This is a genomic window from Collinsella aerofaciens (genome assembly GCF_025289055.1).
Classification (GTDB): Bacteria; Actinomycetota; Coriobacteriia; order Coriobacteriales; family Coriobacteriaceae; genus Collinsella.
The window spans coordinates 1-16,057 of sequence record NZ_JAESIQ010000018.1 but is presented as its reverse complement, the minus strand read 5'-3'; the positions used below and the strand labels follow the sequence as shown (position 1 = coordinate 16,057).

Sequence of the window (16,057 nt, the reverse complement as noted above, 5' to 3'; positions counted from 1 at the left end):
TTTTTGCTACCTTGCCGACGATTTTTCTAGGACGGGAGCTATTTTGCACCTAGGCTTGATTCGTTCGCCACGAAATGGGCCTATCTACTACGTTTAACCGATTACTCTCAACCATGCCTAATTTCGCGAAATTAAAACTGCAGGTAGACGGCTTGCGTATTCTCGGAAAACCGGGGGATGGCCGACCCATACGGGTTAAACGTAGTAGATAGGTCATTTTCGTGGCACGGCCCAAAACAGTCTTTTGGGACGGGTGGTATCCTTGGTAGCTCTGTGCTGCAAACGCACCTTAAACGCAAGGAGTCCCATGGATCTTATCGCCCAGCTCGCCCGCGAGCTCAACCTTAAGGCCGCCAACGTCGAGGCAGCCGTCAAGCTCATCGACGAGGGCAACACCATCCCCTTTATCTCGCGCTACCGCAAGGAAGCAACGGGCGGCATGGACGACGTCGCCCTGCGCGCCCTCGACGAGCGTCTGTCTTACCTGCGCAATCTTGAGCAGCGCAAAGAGGACGTTATTCTGCTTATCGACGCCCAGGGCAAGCTCACGCCCGAGCTCGAGCAACAGATTCGCGAGGCCACGCAGCTCCAGCGTGTCGAGGACCTCTACAAGCCCTACCGCAAAAAGCGCATGACCCGCGCGCAGAAGGCCCGCGAGGCCGGCCTGGAGCCACTCGCCAACATGATCATCATGCAGGCCTCGGCCAAGGGCAGCGCACTCGACGCCGCCGCGGCATACGTCAACGAGGAGGCCGGCTTCGACACGCCCGAGAAGGCGCTCGCCGGCGCCGCCGACATCGTGGCCGAGACGGTGGCCGAAGACCCCGAGAACGTCGCCGACCTGCGCGCCTTTACGCAAAACACCGCCGACATCGTCGTCGAGACCACCGACCCCGCCGAAAAAACTCCCTACGAGCCGTACTACAGCTATGATGAGCCACTGCGCCGTATACCCAACCATCGCGTGCTGGCTATCGACCGCGGTGAGCGCGAGGGCAAGCTCCGCGTGCGCGTGAACGTCGACAGCGCGGCTGCCACGGCGCGCCTCGGCAGCCGCTGGCCCCGCCGCCAGGGCGTGTTCGCGCCCGTCTTTGACGCCGCTATCGCCGACGGCTACAAGCGCCTCATGGCCCCCTCGCTGGAGCGCGAGGCCCGCGCCAAACTCACCGTTCGCGCCCAGACCGAGGCCATCAACGTCTTTGCCAAGAATCTCGAAGGCTTGCTCTCGGCACGCCCCGTGCGCGGCGCCCGCGTGCTCGCGCTCGACCCGGGCTACCGCACGGGCTGCAAGGTCGCCGTCATGGACGAGACCGGCAAGCTGCTCGACCACGGCGTGGTCTACCCCACCAAGCCGCGCCACGACGTCGCCGGCACCAAGCGCGAGCTCGCCCGCCTCGTCAAGAAGGACAGCGTCAACACCATCGTCATCGGCAACGGCACCGCCAGCCGCGAGACCGAGGAAGTCGTCTCGGAGTTCATTGCCGAGCAGGCACCCGGACTGCGATACACCATCGTCAACGAGGCCGGCGCGTCGGTGTACTCCGCCTCCGAGCTCGCCAGCCAGGAATATCCCGACCTGGACGTCACCGTGCGCGGCGCCATGAGCTTGGGCCGCCGCCTGCAGGACCCGTTGGCAGAGCTCGTCAAGATTCCGCCCCAGTCCATCGGCGTTGGCCAGTACCAGCACGACCTTGACCAGGCCGAGCTCTCGCGCACCCTGGGCCATGTGGTGGAGGACGTCGTCAACCGCGTGGGCGTCGACGTAAACACCGCGAGCGCGAGCCTGCTGGGATACGTATCGGGTATCACGCCGAGCGTGGCCAAGAACATCGTGGCGTACCGCGAGGAAAACGGCGCCTTTACCGATCGCCGCCAGCTCAAGAAGGTCCCCAAGCTGGGACCCAAGGCATACCTCAACGCCGCGGGCTTCCTGCGCATCAGCGGCGGCAAGAACCCGCTCGACGCCACGAGCGTCCACCCCGAAAGCTACGAGGTGGCCACGGCCGTCCTGGAGCGCGCCGGCGTTTCCGCCAGCGAGCTCAGCCGCGGCGGCGTGCCCGACATCGAGCGCCGTCTGGGCAGCATCTCGACGCTGGCAAGCGATCTGAACTGCGGCACCCTGACGCTCATCGACATCGTCAACGAGCTCAAGAAGCCCGGTCGCGACCCGCGCGACGACGCACCCGAGGTGGTCTTTAGCCGCTCGGCACTTTCCATCGACGACTTGGAACCTGGCATGGAACTCAAGGGCACGGTGCGCAACGTCGTCGACTTTGGCGCCTTCGTCGACGTGGGCGTGCACCAGGACGGCCTCGTGCACATCTCCAAGCTGGCCAACCGCTTTGTCAAGCACCCGAGCGACGTGGTGCGCGTCGGCGACACGGTGAAGGTGTGGGTCGAAAAAGTCGATCGCGACCGCAAGAAGATCTCGCTCACCATGGTGCAGGGCAAGTAAACCGCCAAAGCAAAGGTACCCCCTGTAGCGATGTGCAAAATCGCGAGTATTCTGCAAATTCCACCGTTCCGGATGCCCCTCAGAGACGAAAAAGCAAAAAACAGCCCCCGTTTTAGCGTCGTCAGAGCCAAAACGGGGGCCGTTCCATGCTTCGGTTAACTGATAAAGACCTTTACCTTGCTGAATACTCTCAATTTTGCACGGCGCAGGCGGGGGTACCTTTGCCCACGGCAGGATATGGAAGCCAATCGCCAACTTGCTGGCAAGCTCGTGCCGGCAGCCCCGGCCTTTCCTTTGCCTAGCGCGACCCTCGCGGAGCGCGTGAGCGATAGGGAAAGGAAAGGCCGGGGCGAACAGCCCACGGTACAGTCGGTGTTCGCGCTACGGCAGGATATGGAAACCGAGCGCCGCGATATCCTTGGCAAAGCCGCGCACGGTGTCGAGCGAGACCTCGTACGGGTCGCGACCAATGTTCTTGCGCTTGGCCAGGATGCTGTTGGGCACCGTGATGATCTGGCAACCGCAGGCCTCGGCCTGGTAAATGTTGATGAGCTCGCGCGTGGACGCCCACAGGACCTCGCAGTTGGGCTTTGCGGCGGCCTTCTTAACCGACTCCGTCATAAACGGAATGGGGTCGACGCCGGTATCGGCGATGCGGCCGGCAAAGAGCGAGATGATGGACGGCGTCTCGGCGTCGACGGCCTCGACCATCTCATCGACCTGCGTAGGCGTAAAGATGGTGGTGACGTTGACCTTGATGCCGTCGGCCGAAAGCTTGCGCACCAGCTCGGCGGTGGACTCGCCCTTGGTAGTCACGCACGGAATCTTGACGTAGACGTTCTCGGCCCAGGTAGCGATCTCGCGGGCCTCGACCTCCATGGTCTCGACGTCGTCGGCAAAGACCTCAAACGAGACGGACACATCGGTGATGTGGGTCAGGACCTCCTTGGCAAACGCGCGGTAATCCGTCACGCCGCCCTTCTTCATAAGGGACGGGTTGGTCGTGAAACCCTGAACGTTGCCGTTCTCGTACATGTCGAGCATGCCCTCGAGGTTTGCACCGTCAGCGAACACCTTGATTGCCATCTGCCTGATTCCTTTCGTTAGCATACGGCCGATAAACTGCTAAACACTTTACCTACGTTTATCAAGGCGTGAGCTGCGGTTTTTTATCTTCTCGGCGAACGGTATAAACACCTCAGTGTTTGGATTGATAAATCGATTGAGCATGTAAAAGCAAAGAGTCGCAGTTTGGGCAAACGTCAGAACGCGGGATTCATTAGATGAGGCCGAAATGCTGCATCGCTGTGACGGTGCCGTCGTGTGCGACATCATCAGTCACGTAGTCGGCGAGCGCCTTGACCTCGGGCATGGCGTTGCCCATGGCCACGGCCGTCTCGACAGCGGCGAGCATACCCAGATCGTTGCCGGAATCGCCAAAGCCAAAGGTGCGCGCGTTGCCGGTGCGACCCAGGTATTCCAGCGCTCGCGCCACGCCCACGCCCTTGTCAATGCCCTTGGGGCTCAGCTCGCGATTCTGACCACCGGTGTTGCACAGCTCAAACTCGCGATCGATAAAGCCATCATCGTTGGCTACGCGAGCCAGGTCGCTCGCGACGATGCACACCTTGCCCACGCGCAGACTGCCGTCGACGCGCATTTCCTCGGCGCTGTGCACCACAGAAGTGCCGACCAGAGACGACTGCTCAACGCCCGCGGGTTCCAGGGCAAAAGTAGCCACGTTGGTCTCGAAAAAGGCCTCAATCCCTGCCGCGGCCATACGGCGTGCAAGCTCCGCGATAACGCCCTCGTCAAAGCAGTCCTCATGCACCACGCGGCCCTCGACCTCGAGCGTCGCCCCCGCCATGGCAACGACACCCGCAGGCTCCAAAGCACGCAGACCATCGGCAATCAGCCACAAGGGACGACCCGTGCAGATAAATGCCTGGTGACCCGCATTGCGCAGGCGATGAAACGCCTCGACGACCGCCTGCGAGGGGCAAGCCGCCGAAAAGTCCTTGTCGGTCATGTTGTCGGGATCGAACGACGTCAGCGTGCCGTCCACGTCAAAAAAGAGCACGGCGGAATCGGGGCACGCATCAATCATATGGGTTCCTTTCGGGGGCGAGAGTAAACGAAGTATCCATCATATAATGGAGCGACGCAACCAGAGAGGTCACCCATGGAATTTTACGCAAGCTGCCCCGAGGGCTTTGAGTCCGCACTCGCCGATGAGCTTAAACGCCTCGGGCTTTCGCATGTTCGCCGGCTGAAGGGCCGCGCTACATTTGAGGGCGAGCTCGAAGAAGGCTACCGCGCCTGTCTGTGGTCACGCCTGGCGAGCCGCGTGTTCGTGGTACTCGGGCGCTTTGAGGCGCAGGATGCCGATGAACTGTACGACAGCGTTTACGACATCGCTTGGGAGACCATCATCCGCCCCGGCGCCACCATCGCCATCACCGCCCGCGGCGTGACCGAGCAGCTGCGCAACACGCGCTTCTCGGCCCTGCGCGCCAAGGACGCATTGTGCGACCGCTTGGCCGAAACCACGGGCCGTCGCGCCGATGTCGACGCCGCCGATCCCGATGTTCACCTGCTGCTTTCGCTGCGTCAGCGCCGCGCGAGCATCAGCCTGGACCTTTCGGGCGACCCGCTGTTCAAACGCCTGCCGCCCGCAGCGACCCGCGCCGGCGAGGGCGCACACGTGTTGCGCCCCGACTACGCCGCCCTGGTGCTGGCGCAGGTCGGCTGGACCGCACTATGCGAGCGCGAACTGACGGCCGACGATTACGAGAACGAAGCCCTTCCCACGCTGATCGATGCCTCGTGCGCCGGCGGCGGTCTGCTGCTGGAGGCCGTGAACATTCTGACCGACCGCGCCCCGGGCGCCGCACGCGAGCGCTGGGGCTTTGAGGGCTGGCAGCTGCACGACGCCGCTCTGTGGGAGCAGCTGCTTGCCGAGGCGCGCGAGCGCGGGGCGGCAGCGCGCGAGCGCCAGGCGCGCATCGTGGCCGTAGACATCGACCCCGCCGCCCGCAAGACTGCCGAGCGCATGGCCAAGTGCGCCGGCTACAAGCGTTTTGTCGACTTTTGTGCCGCCAAGCCCGCCACCGTGCTGGACCATGCGGGCGCCGTCGCCAGTGCCGCCGTGGTCGCAGACACCACCGAGACCCCGCTTTCGCTCATGCACGACGCCATGACGCTGGTCGGCGAGCTGCGCCGCGCGCCCGAGCTCGCTTCGGCACCGGTCGCCGCGCTCACCCGCGACGGATTGCTGGCCCGCGCGCTCCACGCCGAGCCCAAGCGCTCGATCGCCGTCATGCCCAACAACGAGGAGGCGGCTATTGAGATTTGGCCCTCGATCGACCACGCCGCCGCGGCATTTGAAGCAGCAATCAGCGCAGATGCCGAGGAACAGACCGCAGACGCTCATGACGAAGCCGCCGATACTCCCACGCCCGAACCTGCCGCCACGCTCGACCTGGGCGACGGCAAGCCACTGCCCGTGCTCATCCCGGAGTCGGAGCAGTTCGCCAACCGCCTGCGCAAGAATGCCCGTCTGCGCCGCAAGTGGGCCAAGCGCGAGGGCGTGAGCTGCTACCGCGTCTACGATGCCGACCTGCCCGATTACTCCGCCGCCATCGACCTGTACGAGGGCTGCCCGCAGACGCCGGGCCGCTGGCTCATCATCGCCGAATACGCCGCGCCCAAGACCATCGACCCCGCGCTGGCCCAGGCCCGCATGCTCGACATCTTGGCCATCGCGCCGCGTATCCTGGATGTTCCGGCCGAGCATGTGCACGCCAAGGCCCGCATGCGTTCGCGCGGCGGCTCGCAGTACGGCAAGCAGGGCGCCGGCAAGGGCGGATCGGGCGAGCGCGCCAACATCGCTCGCCGTCGCCTGCCGCTCATCGAAGAGGGTGGACTCACCTTTGCCGTCAACTTTGACGACTATCTGGATGTGGGCATCTTCCTGGACCACCGCGTCACCCGCAACCTGGTGCGCGAGCACGCCAAGCAGGCGCGTCGCTTCCTCAACCTGTTTGCCTATACCGGCACCGCCACCTGCTACGCGGCGGACGGCGGCGTCGAGGAGACCGTGACGGTCGACCTCTCCAACACCTACCTGGACTGGGCCGAGCGCAACATGCGCCAAAACGGCTTTGTGGGACCGCAGCATCATTTTGTGCGCGACGACGTGCTCGCCTGGATTCGTGACCAGCGCCAGACGCGCAACCGCTGGGACCTGATCTTTGTCGACCCGCCCACGTTCTCGAACTCGTCCAAGATGGGCCGCCGCACCTGGGATGTCCAGCGCGACCATGTTGAGCTTTTGGCCGGCGTATCCCGCCTGCTCGCACAGGGCGGGCATGCCATCTTTAGCTGCAACCTGCGCGGCTTCCGTCCCGAGACGCGCAAGCTCGCACGCGCGGGCGTGGTGCTGGAGGACATTACGGCACAGACCATCCCCGAGGATTTCGCGCGCAATCAGAAGGTGCACCATTGCTATATCGTGCGCCGCCTGCCCATCGAGGACGCCATGGCCGAGGTCGGCTTTAGCGCCGAGGAGATTGCAGAGCGAACCGAGGAACTGCGCAATCCCGAGGCCTGCAAGCCCCGTGCGGCAGTACCCGCGCACGCGCAGGCCGGCAACGGCAAGTCGAACTTTGCCGGCAAACCCTCTCCTGCCGGCAAGCTCAAAAAGAAGAAGTTCTACGCCAGCAAGCCCAAGGGCAAATAACAAAGTTGCGGTGGAATAGTTCCTAAAAAGCCTGGTAAAGGCCCAAACAGGAACTATTTCACCGCAACTCATATTGGGATGGTGGTTGGCGATCTAACCTTGGGTGACCAATCGGTAACCGATGCCCACGTGCGTTTGGATATAGCGCGGGTGCGCGGGGTCGGACTCGATCTTCTTACGCAACGTGCCCATAAAGACGCGCAGGCTCGCCAGGTCGCTCTTGGTTGCCGTGCCCCAAATCTCGTGCAGGATAGACTGGTGCGTCAGCACCTTGTCGGCGTTATGCGCCAGCAGGCATAGCAGTTTGTACTCGATCGGCGTCAGATGCAGCTCCTCGCCATCCATCGTGGCGATGCCGGCATCAAAATCGATATGCAGCTCACCGGTATCGAACGAGCCCTCGGACGTACCCATGCCAATCTGCGCATACGAGAGACGCCTGAGCGTCGTGCGAATGCGCGCGAGCAGCTCCTCGACCGAAAACGGCTTGGTCAGGTAGTCGTCGGCGCCGGCATCGAGTGCGCGAATCTTGTCCGCATCCTCGCTGCGCGCCGAGACCACAATGATCGGCATGCCCGACCATGCGCGCACCGACTCCACCACCTTGACGCCGTCCATATCGGGCAGGCCCAAATCGAGCAGCACAATGCTCGGTGCCTGCGATGAGGCGGCGGCGATGGCGGCATGGGCGGTCTCCACGGCCATATGGCGCAAGCCGTGCGCCTCGAGCGCGGCAACGATAAGATTGCGAACGGCGGGGTCGTCCTCAACGACCAAGATGAGCGGTTTTACGGCAGAGTTCGGCACGGCGCTACTCCTTATCAAACGAAACGTCGGCGACGGGAAGCTCAATCGTAAAGACCGAGCCGTGCGGGTCCGCCGCGGCAACCTCTATGCTACCGCCATGCGCCAGCGCAATGGAGCGGCAAAGCGAAAGACCCAGGCCCACGCTGCGATGGCTGTCGGCCAAACCGTGGTTGGCGGTGTAGAACGACTCAAAGATTCGCTCGCGGTCCTCGGGCGCAATGCCTGGGCCGTCATCGGCCACCGAGCACGCCACGCATCCATCGTCGACGCCAATCGAAATCACGATATGCGAGCCTGCGGGCGTATAGGTGATGGCGTTGTTCACCAGATTGACCACCAGCTGCACCATGAGGCGCGCGTCGACGTTGACGAGCGCCGGCTCATCGCACGCCACCACCTTAAGGTCGTGCTCGCGCACGGCAGGGTTCACGTGGCGCAGCGCCTCCTCGACGATATCGTCCATGAGCTCGAGCGTAGTCGACAGATGCATGCCGCCGTCCTCGAGCTTGGTGATGGCGAGCAGGTTCTCGACAGTGGCGTTGAGCCACAGCGCATCCGAGCGAATGGATAGAAGCAGGCCGCGGCGCGTCTGGGCATCGAGCACCGCGGTGCCGGTCGAACCCTGGTCGAGCAGGACATCGGCATTGCCCGAAATACTGGTAAGCGGCGTGCGCAGATCGTGCGAGATGGAGCGCAGCAGGTTGGCGCGCAGCTGTTCGTTTTTGGCGAGCACCGCCGCCTCCTCGCGGGCCTCCATGGCGCGGGCGCGGTCGAGCGCCAGCTCGCCTTCGCTCACGATGGCATCGGCAAGTGTCCGTTCCTCATGCGTCAGCACGTCGGGCTCGGCAACGATAGCCAGCACGCCCACCACCGAGGCGGGGTCGCCCGAGCGCACGAAGCCGTCGCCTGTGCGAACCGTCAGGTAGATGCCATAAAACGCCGAGCCGCCATAGGTGGCATCGAGCGGCGTTCCCACATAGGCGGACGCCGAGAGCCGCGGCGGCATCTGCGGCGCCAGCTCGTGCACCGGCGCGGCATCGCCCACGGCCGTGTACGTCGCACGCGGCAGCAGGTCATCGCCCTCGGCGTCGGCGCTGTACCACACGACCGGGCAGCCCGAAAGACGCGCCAGCTGCGTGGCCATGGCATGGACAATCTGATGCTGATCGGCGCACTGCTGCAGCATGCGGTTGGTCTCGAGCACCATATGCGTGCGGCGGTCGCTGGCGGCAGCCTGTGCCAAGGCGCGGCGCAGGGCCAACGCAATCGAGCTCGACACAAGCGAGACCACGAACATGATGAAGAACATGCCGGGATAGCCGCGGTCGATAAGCGACAGCGAGTAGCGCGGGTCGACAAACAAGAAGTTGTAGAGCGCCACGGCGGCAGCCGAGCTCAGCAAGCAATACAGGCGACTCCAGGTAAAGAATGCGCACAGCTGAACGGCGAACACATAGACGATCATGATGCTCGGCGCGAGACCCGGATGGTCGAGCAGCGCGCCCACAATCGTCGCCGCGACCAGCAGCCCCACCGATACGCAGGCGTCATACAGAGGAGTGCGGCGCGTCAGCGTTGTGCGCCGCCACCAAAAGCTATCGGCAATATCGCCGTCCGTACGGACGTCCATCAGCGCCCCGCCCCTCTCTCAAAAACAAAAACCACCACAAAGGGGACAGGCACCCTTGTGGTGGTTTCCCCTTGTGGTGGTTCCAAGTGTATAGCCTTTGCAGCCTGCGATCGTTAGACAAACAGCACGTGCGCGAGCAGCGCGCAAACGCACGCCACGGCAAACACCGTCACCACGACCGAAATCACACGATCGGCCATGTCCATGTTGGCACGATTCGTAAAGAACCGATCTTCGGCGGCGTCAACGCGCGCCTCACGAACCATTTCGACCACCGCCTCACGGCCATCGAGCGCCTTTGTATCCATGTTTGCCTCCCCGGCCTCATGCTTATCCATCAAAAACTAACTCCGTGTAGCCACCGGCGTCTACGGCCGCTCATTGGGGGCCAGGCGCTGCATCTTGTTCACGGCCTTGAACTTGGTGAACAGCGGCACGTACTCAAAGCTCACGTTGGAGTTCTCCAGGCCGTACCAGCGTGCAGGCGTGCCGGCGGCACGGCGGATGATGTACTTGAGCGTGATGGCCGTACGCTCGCTGGGCTCCACATCGCTTTCGGGCGCCAGAAGCTTACGGATCAGGACGAACTTGAACGTGCCGATGTTACCCGGATCCTTGTAGACCGAGTAGTCATGCGTCTGCGGCGGCAGCTCGCCGGTGGCAGCCAGGTCCTGAACAACCTGACGCAGGTAGGCATTGACGCGCTGGTTGATCTTGTAGCCCAGGTACAGATGCACGCGGAACACGTAGTCGGTGCCGAACGTCTCGACCGAATAGGCAAAGGTATGCGGCTCGTCCATGGTCTCGACGTTCACAAACCACCAGGCGCGGGCGCGCTTGGGATGCTTGTCCAAAATCGAATAGACGATATCGCGGTCGATGTAGTCGGTATGGGTGTCCTTGGTCAGGTACACGACGTTGTCGCTCATGCGCTCGTAACGGTCGTCGTCACGCAGGCGCTTGAGCTGCGGCAGGTAGCTGCGCAGCGGCAGCAGCGTAAACTGGCGCTGCTCGACCGCCGTGCCGTTGTACCAGCACACCATAATGCCCATGATGAGTGCAGCCATGAGAATGGTGAAGTAGCCGCCGTGGAAGAACTTGGTGAGCGAGCTCACAAAGAAGAAGCCTTCGAGCAAAAGGAAGAAAGCCGCGAAGATCCACGGAGCAACCTTGAGCTTGCGCTCCTCGTGCAGGTAGAAGAAGAGCAGCAGCGTGGTGCACATCATAGTCAGCGTAATGGCAAGGCCGTACGCGGCTTCCATATGCGCCGAGTTCTGGAACAGCAGCACCACGATGACGCAGCCGACAAGCATGACGTTGTTAACCATGGGGATGTAGAGCTGGCCTTTGGTCTCGGCAGGATAGAAGACCTGCATGTGCGGCATGAGGTCCAGACGGCTGGCCTCGGACACCAGCGAGAATGCGCCGGTGATGAGCGCCTGCGAGGCAATGATGGCCGCGACGGTGGAAAGGCCGACGGCAAACGGGCGCAGGCCCGGGGCGAGCATCTGGTAGAACGGATTGAGGTCGGCAATGCCCATGAGCTCGGGGTTGGCAGCGTTGTTCATAAGCCAAGCGCCCTGGCCCATATAGGAAAGCAGCAGGCAGCACTTAACGAACGGCCAGGTAGCGTAGATGTTGCCGCGGCCGACGTGGCCCATGTCGGAGTAGAGCGCCTCGGCACCGGTGGTGGCGAGGAAGCAGCTGCCCAGAATCATGATGCCCGCGTGGTTGTTGGGGCTCAGCAAAAAGGCGATGCCGCGCACCGGGTTGAGGCACAGCAGCACGGCGGGGTGCTGGAAGACAAAGAACAGACCCGTGCCGCCCAGGAACAGGAACCACAGCGTCATGATGGGGCCAAAGGCGTGACCGATCTTGGCCGTACCGATGCGCTGCACCAAGAAGAGCACGATGATGATGGCGAGCGTAATGGCGACGACGCGGCCCTGGTCATCGCCCAGCACGGCATGGACCGCCGGGATGGTGCGCAGGCCCTCGATGGCCGTGGTAACGGTAACGGCCGGCGTCAGGATGCCGTCGGCGAGCAGCGCGGCGCCTCCCAGCATGGCGGGGATGATAAGCCACTTGCCGCAGCGCTTGACCAGGCTGTACAGGGCAAAGATGCCGCCCTCACCATGGTTATCGGCGCGCAGCGAGATGAGCACATACTTGATGGTGGTCAGCAGCGTGACCGTCCACACGACAAGGGAGAGCGCGCCGAGCACGAACTCCTCCGTGACGCTTCCGATGCCGCCGTTGCCGGCAACGAGCGCCTTGGTTACATACATAGGGCTGGTGCCGATATCGCCGTACACCACGCCCAGCGTGACGAGCATCGCCGAGATGCTCACAGGAATCGCAGCGTGCGAAGCTGCCTCCTTGGCCTTTTGTTCCATAAGCCGGTTTCCTCCCAACTTTAATGTTCGAAGGAATTATAGGTAATCGGCCCATGTTTGAATGGCACTGTTTTCCCAGCTAGATAAACATTTATACAGCCTTTAAGCCACCTCGGCGATATGGAATGTGACAAAGGGACTTTCCCTTTGTCACATTCGTCATTTTCCAAGCCAATTTTTGAACCACCACTCCATGGAGCGGCTCATCTCGGCCATAAAGGGACTCGTGTGCTTACGGGTATAGATGTCCACGACGCGCTCCCCCACCTCGCGGGCATGCGGACGGAACATCGCGTCCATCTCGGCCACCTGCGCGTCCATGGTCGCGGCATCGGCGCGGCAGTAGCGCTCCTCGTGCACCAGGTTCACCACGGGATGCGCAATGGCCGGACGCTCCTTACGGGGCGTGCCGATGATGAGCATCGACAGCGGCATGGTATAGGGCGGCAAGTCCAGCAGCTCGGCAACTTCCTCGGCATTCTCGACGATATCGCCGATGTAGCAGCTCCCCAGCCCCAGGGCCTCGGCGGCAACCACGGCGTTTTGCGCAGCGATCACGGCGTCCTGGGCCGCGATGGCAAAGTCGCCCAAACCCGGCGCGCGGCGGGGCGCCTTGCCCGTACGCTCGACAAACTCGGGCTCAAAGCAGCCCACGTGCTCAAACAGATCGATCCACTTGGCATAATCGACCACAAATATTAGTGCCCAGGGCGCCTTGGCGATCATGGGCTGGTGGTCGCACAGGTCGGCCAGACGGTCCAGCGTAGCCTGCTCGCGAATGCTCACGATGGAATACATCATCATGGCGCCCGCCGACGGAGCGCGACTCGCTGCGTGCAGAATCGCCGCACGCTGCTCGTCGGTCACCGCCACGGGGCGGCCGTCGTCATCGCGCGCGAAGGCACGCGTGGAGGAACGGTGCTCCAACGTGTCCAGCACCGCATTGCCCGTGGTCTCGACCGGATAGCCACACGTATCCACAGCCTTGGTGCAAACCTGCTCGTTCATCGCCTCATCCTCGCTAATTCTTTAAGAAGCCTTTACGTTTCCGTGTAATTCCCGTCCATTATCGCGCAGGTCGCCACTACATTGCGCCACACCGCCACACGTGCGCGTTAATATGGCTGGTTGTTGTGCGCAGACACCAATTGCAGCGCATATCTTGGTAACAATCGGGTAAACCCCCGCTTTCGTACGTTTTAGTTTGTGAGGAGTCTCAGCATGTTCGCTGCCGCCATCTCGCTCGTCGGTCTTGCGGCGACCGTCTACCTTGTCTTGCGCGAGGCCAAGGCCATTCGCGCTCAGTCGGGCACCGTTGCCAAAAGCGCTCTTGGGTGGAGCGTCGCCTTCGGCCTGTTCCAGGTCTTTTTGACTATTTGGGGCGCCGTGGGCCTCGTCGCTCAAAACGAGCCGCTCGCCTTTGTGATGCTCATCCTGACCAACGCCATCCTCACCGGCTGCGCTTGGGCCAGCATCGCACGCGACCGCATCGCCCCGCGCGTCTTTGCGTTCGCCGCGCCCGACGCCCCCGCCCCCACCGGCAAGCTCGCCCGCTTGCGCGGCGCCTTTGTGGGCAAACCGCTCGTCGCCGCCGTCCTGTGCCTGCTGCTCGCCGGCGTCTTTGCGCTGCTGGGCATGGAGGTATCGTCCAACCACGACTTTACCTGGGTCTACCCCCTGTGCATCCTGCTCGAGTGGGCCATCATCACCACGCTCATGGTCGGCTTGTTCTTCCTATTCCAGCGCCACGGCGCAGCCCCCGCGGTCCTGGCCTTTGCCCTCTTTATCCTGGGCATTGCCGAGTTCTTCGTTATCACGTTTAAGTCCATGCCCATCCAGCCGGGCGACCTTTCGGCCATCTCCACCGCCGCCGCGGTCGCCGGCACCGGCTACACCTTCTCCATCTCGCTGTTCTGTGTGCTGTCCATGGGCTTTACCGCCATCGCCATGCTGCTGTGCGAGTACGCTGGCCTGGTGGCACCGCACCGTCAGAAGGGCGCCGCCAACGCCAAGCGCATGCTGCTCACCAACCTGCTCGTGGCCGTGCTGTGCCTGGGCGGTGTGACCGCGCATGTTACGCTCATCGACTACTACAACACTCTCGGCATCACCGTCTACACCTGGCGTCCGCTCGAGAGCTACTGGCGCGAGGGCTACCTGCCTGCCTTTATTAGTGCGGCACAGTCCATCAAGCCACCCAAACCCGCCGACTACTCCGTCGACGATGCCAAGGCCACGCTCAAAAAGTACGCCAAGGCCTACGACAAGTCCGACGCGGCCAAGAGCGACGAGCGCGCCGCCGCCCAGGAGCAGTTCGACAGCGAGAAGCCCACGGTCATCGCCATCATGAACGAGACGTTCTCGGATCTGTCGATCTACCAGAACATGCGCGCCGGCTACGAGGGTCCGCAGTACTTTAAGAGCCTGTCCAACTGCCTCAGCCGCGGCAAGCTCTACGTGAGCGCCTACGGCGGCGGCACCGCCAATACCGAGTTTGAGTTTATGACCGGCAACTCCATGGCCAACCTGGGCTCGGGCGTGTACCCCTACACCATCTACAACATGGAAACGACCGGGAACCTGGCAGAGCAGTTCAAATCGCTCGGCTATTCCACCACGGCTATGCACCCCAATCACGCAACCAACTGGAACCGCGAGAACGTCTACAAGGACTTTGGCTTTGACCAGTTCCTGTCCATCAACGATTTCCAGGGAGCCGACACCTTGCGCGGCATGGTGACCGACCAGGCTACCTACGACAAGATTCTTGAGCTGCTCGACCAGAACGCCGATCCGCAGTTTATCTTCGACGTGACCATGCAGAACCACTCGGGCTACGATACGGGTCTGCTGCCGGTCGATAAGCAGATGCACCTGAATATCGATACGACCGATCTGGATGCCAAGACCGTCGAGGACGGCACGCTCTCCGATGTCGACGAGTATGTCTCGTGCATCGAGCAGTCCGACCAGGCGCTTCGCTACTTCCTCAACGCCCTGAGCAAGCTCGACCGTAAGGTAGTCGTGGTGTTCTGGGGCGACCACCAGCCGTTCTTCCCGTCCAAGTTCAACGACAAGTGGTTTACCGGCGAGGACGATGCCACGCACCAGGAACGTCTGTGGCAGACCGACTACATCATCTGGGCCAACTACGACGTTGCCGGCTGCGACCAGACGAGCGAGGTCGACGACCTGTCCACCAACTACCTGTCCACGCAGCTTATGCAGCTGATCGGCGCACCGCTGACCGACTACCAGAAAGCGCACATGACGCTGCGCGAGTCGCTGCCCGCCATCAACTCGGTGGGCTACGAGGACGCCAGCCTGCGCTGGGCGCTTTCCTCCAACGTCACCGGTGACGATGCCGCCGCCGCAGCCGCCACCAAGGCGCGCGAAGATTACGCCAAGATGCAGTACTACGAGATGTTCCGCGACGGCAAGAACGTGTACACCGAGCACTTCCAGACCGAGGCCAACGAGACCGACCCCAACCTGGCACCGGGCACGACCAAGATCAAGTAGCGGGTCGCTCATAACTGGTTCGTCTGCCCGGCGACGCGGAACGTAAGGTTCCCTGCTCGGTCAGTCCTGCGCAAGACGAAGGCCACATTAAGTGGCCTTCTTTGCGTGCGGAACTCGCGATGAACCTTATATGCCTCCGCCTGGACAGACTCCCTGATGTTGGGGCGTGGCTTGTCTTGGGTGTATCGCCGAACATATATAAGTTGAAGGCCACGTTATGTGGCCTTCTTTGTTTGCGGAAAGTGTGTCCCGGAATTCTTGTCTGGAATGGGATGCAGTTTCCGCTTGGGACCCGATTGGGAAAGTGTGTCCCACTATTCAGCTGGATTCCGGGATGTATTTTCCGGTTGAGGCTCGTTGGGAAAGTGCGTCCCACTTTGGGGGCTGATTCTGGGACGTGGTTTCCGGTTGGCTCTCATTGGGAGATCGCGCGAATTTTTGTGGTGTAAGAGGGGGGGGCCGCGTCAGCGCCCCCTGCGCCTAAGGCTATTCCGCAACGCCGTGGC

The 16,057-nt window shown here is 62.5% G+C and carries 10 protein-coding genes; 3 read left to right on the top strand and 7 right to left on the bottom strand.

Annotated features, from left to right (window positions below; genetic code table 11):
• Positions 1-307: 307 nt before the first annotated feature.
• Positions 308-2,455 carry a Tex family protein gene (locus JMJ97_RS06530; protein WP_260699590.1) on the top strand — a complete coding sequence of 716 codons (2,148 nt, stop codon included), beginning with the start codon at positions 308-310 and terminating at the stop codon, positions 2,453-2,455.
• Positions 2,456-2,836: 381 nt separating this feature from the next.
• Here the strand turns inward: JMJ97_RS06530 and JMJ97_RS06525 are convergent, their stop codons facing one another.
• Positions 2,837-3,541 (bottom strand): transaldolase, encoded by a 705-nt coding sequence (locus JMJ97_RS06525; protein ID WP_199576330.1) that lies wholly within the window; start codon positions 3,539-3,541, stop codon positions 2,837-2,839.
• Between the two features lie 193 nt (positions 3,542-3,734).
• Positions 3,735-4,562 carry an HAD-IIB family hydrolase gene (locus JMJ97_RS06520; RefSeq protein ID WP_260699589.1) on the bottom strand — a complete coding sequence of 276 codons (828 nt, stop codon included), beginning with the start codon at positions 4,560-4,562 and terminating at the stop codon, positions 3,735-3,737.
• A gap of 75 nt (positions 4,563-4,637) precedes the next feature.
• On the opposite strand from JMJ97_RS06520, the gene rlmKL reads away from it, so the two are divergent.
• Positions 4,638-7,196: a bifunctional 23S rRNA (guanine(2069)-N(7))-methyltransferase RlmK/23S rRNA (guanine(2445)-N(2))-methyltransferase RlmL gene (rlmKL, locus tag JMJ97_RS06515; protein WP_260699588.1), complete on the top strand. Its 2,559-nt coding sequence runs from the start codon at positions 4,638-4,640 to the stop codon at positions 7,194-7,196.
• A 93-nt stretch (positions 7,197-7,289) separates the two neighbouring features.
• On the opposite strand, the gene JMJ97_RS06510 is transcribed toward rlmKL, so the two are convergent.
• The 5 genes from JMJ97_RS06510 to JMJ97_RS06490 form a co-directional block, all read right to left on the bottom strand.
• On the bottom strand, positions 7,290-8,003 hold the full coding sequence (locus JMJ97_RS06510; protein ID WP_260699587.1) for a response regulator: 714 nt from the start codon (positions 8,001-8,003) through the stop codon (positions 7,290-7,292).
• 4 nt (positions 8,004-8,007) lie between these two features.
• Positions 8,008-9,633 carry an ATP-binding protein gene (locus tag JMJ97_RS06505; RefSeq protein ID WP_260699586.1) on the bottom strand — a complete coding sequence of 542 codons (1,626 nt, stop codon included), beginning with the start codon at positions 9,631-9,633 and terminating at the stop codon, positions 8,008-8,010.
• A gap of 113 nt (positions 9,634-9,746) precedes the next feature.
• A complete protein-coding gene (locus tag JMJ97_RS06500; protein WP_260699585.1) occupies positions 9,747-9,971 on the bottom strand; it encodes a hypothetical protein in 225 nt (74 codons plus the stop codon).
• 30 nt (positions 9,972-10,001) lie between these two features.
• Positions 10,002-12,029 (bottom strand): KUP/HAK/KT family potassium transporter, encoded by a 2,028-nt coding sequence (locus JMJ97_RS06495; RefSeq protein WP_035138754.1) that lies wholly within the window; start codon positions 12,027-12,029, stop codon positions 10,002-10,004.
• Positions 12,030-12,188: 159 nt separating this feature from the next.
• Positions 12,189-13,037 carry a nitroreductase family protein gene (locus JMJ97_RS06490; protein ID WP_118388490.1) on the bottom strand — a complete coding sequence of 283 codons (849 nt, stop codon included), beginning with the start codon at positions 13,035-13,037 and terminating at the stop codon, positions 12,189-12,191.
• A 213-nt stretch (positions 13,038-13,250) separates the two neighbouring features.
• Here JMJ97_RS06490 and JMJ97_RS06485 point away from each other — a divergent pair, with 213 nt between their 5' ends.
• Positions 13,251-15,551, top strand: a complete 2,301-nt coding sequence (locus JMJ97_RS06485; RefSeq protein ID WP_260699584.1) for an LTA synthase family protein — start codon at positions 13,251-13,253, stop codon at positions 15,549-15,551.
• The last annotated feature ends 506 nt before the right edge of the window (positions 15,552-16,057 follow it).

Bases quoted from the DNA above. Each gene is read 5' to 3' on its own strand.
- JMJ97_RS06530 (WP_260699590.1), top strand. From the start codon at position 308: ATGGATCTTATCGCCCAGCTCGCCCGCGAGCTCAACCTTAAGGCCGCC.
- JMJ97_RS06525 (WP_199576330.1), bottom strand. From the start codon at position 3,541: ATGGCAATCAAGGTGTTCGCTGACGGTGCAAACCTCGAGGGCATGCTC.
- JMJ97_RS06520 (WP_260699589.1), bottom strand. From the start codon at position 4,562: ATGATTGATGCGTGCCCCGATTCCGCCGTGCTCTTTTTTGACGTGGAC.
- rlmKL (WP_260699588.1), top strand. From the start codon at position 4,638: ATGGAATTTTACGCAAGCTGCCCCGAGGGCTTTGAGTCCGCACTCGCC.
- JMJ97_RS06505 (WP_260699586.1), bottom strand. From the start codon at position 9,633: ATGGACGTCCGTACGGACGGCGATATTGCCGATAGCTTTTGGTGGCGG.
- JMJ97_RS06500 (WP_260699585.1), bottom strand. From the start codon at position 9,971: ATGGATAAGCATGAGGCCGGGGAGGCAAACATGGATACAAAGGCGCTC.
- JMJ97_RS06495 (WP_035138754.1), bottom strand. From the start codon at position 12,029: ATGGAACAAAAGGCCAAGGAGGCAGCTTCGCACGCTGCGATTCCTGTG.
- JMJ97_RS06490 (WP_118388490.1), bottom strand. From the start codon at position 13,037: ATGAACGAGCAGGTTTGCACCAAGGCTGTGGATACGTGTGGCTATCCG.
- JMJ97_RS06485 (WP_260699584.1), top strand. From the start codon at position 13,251: ATGTTCGCTGCCGCCATCTCGCTCGTCGGTCTTGCGGCGACCGTCTAC.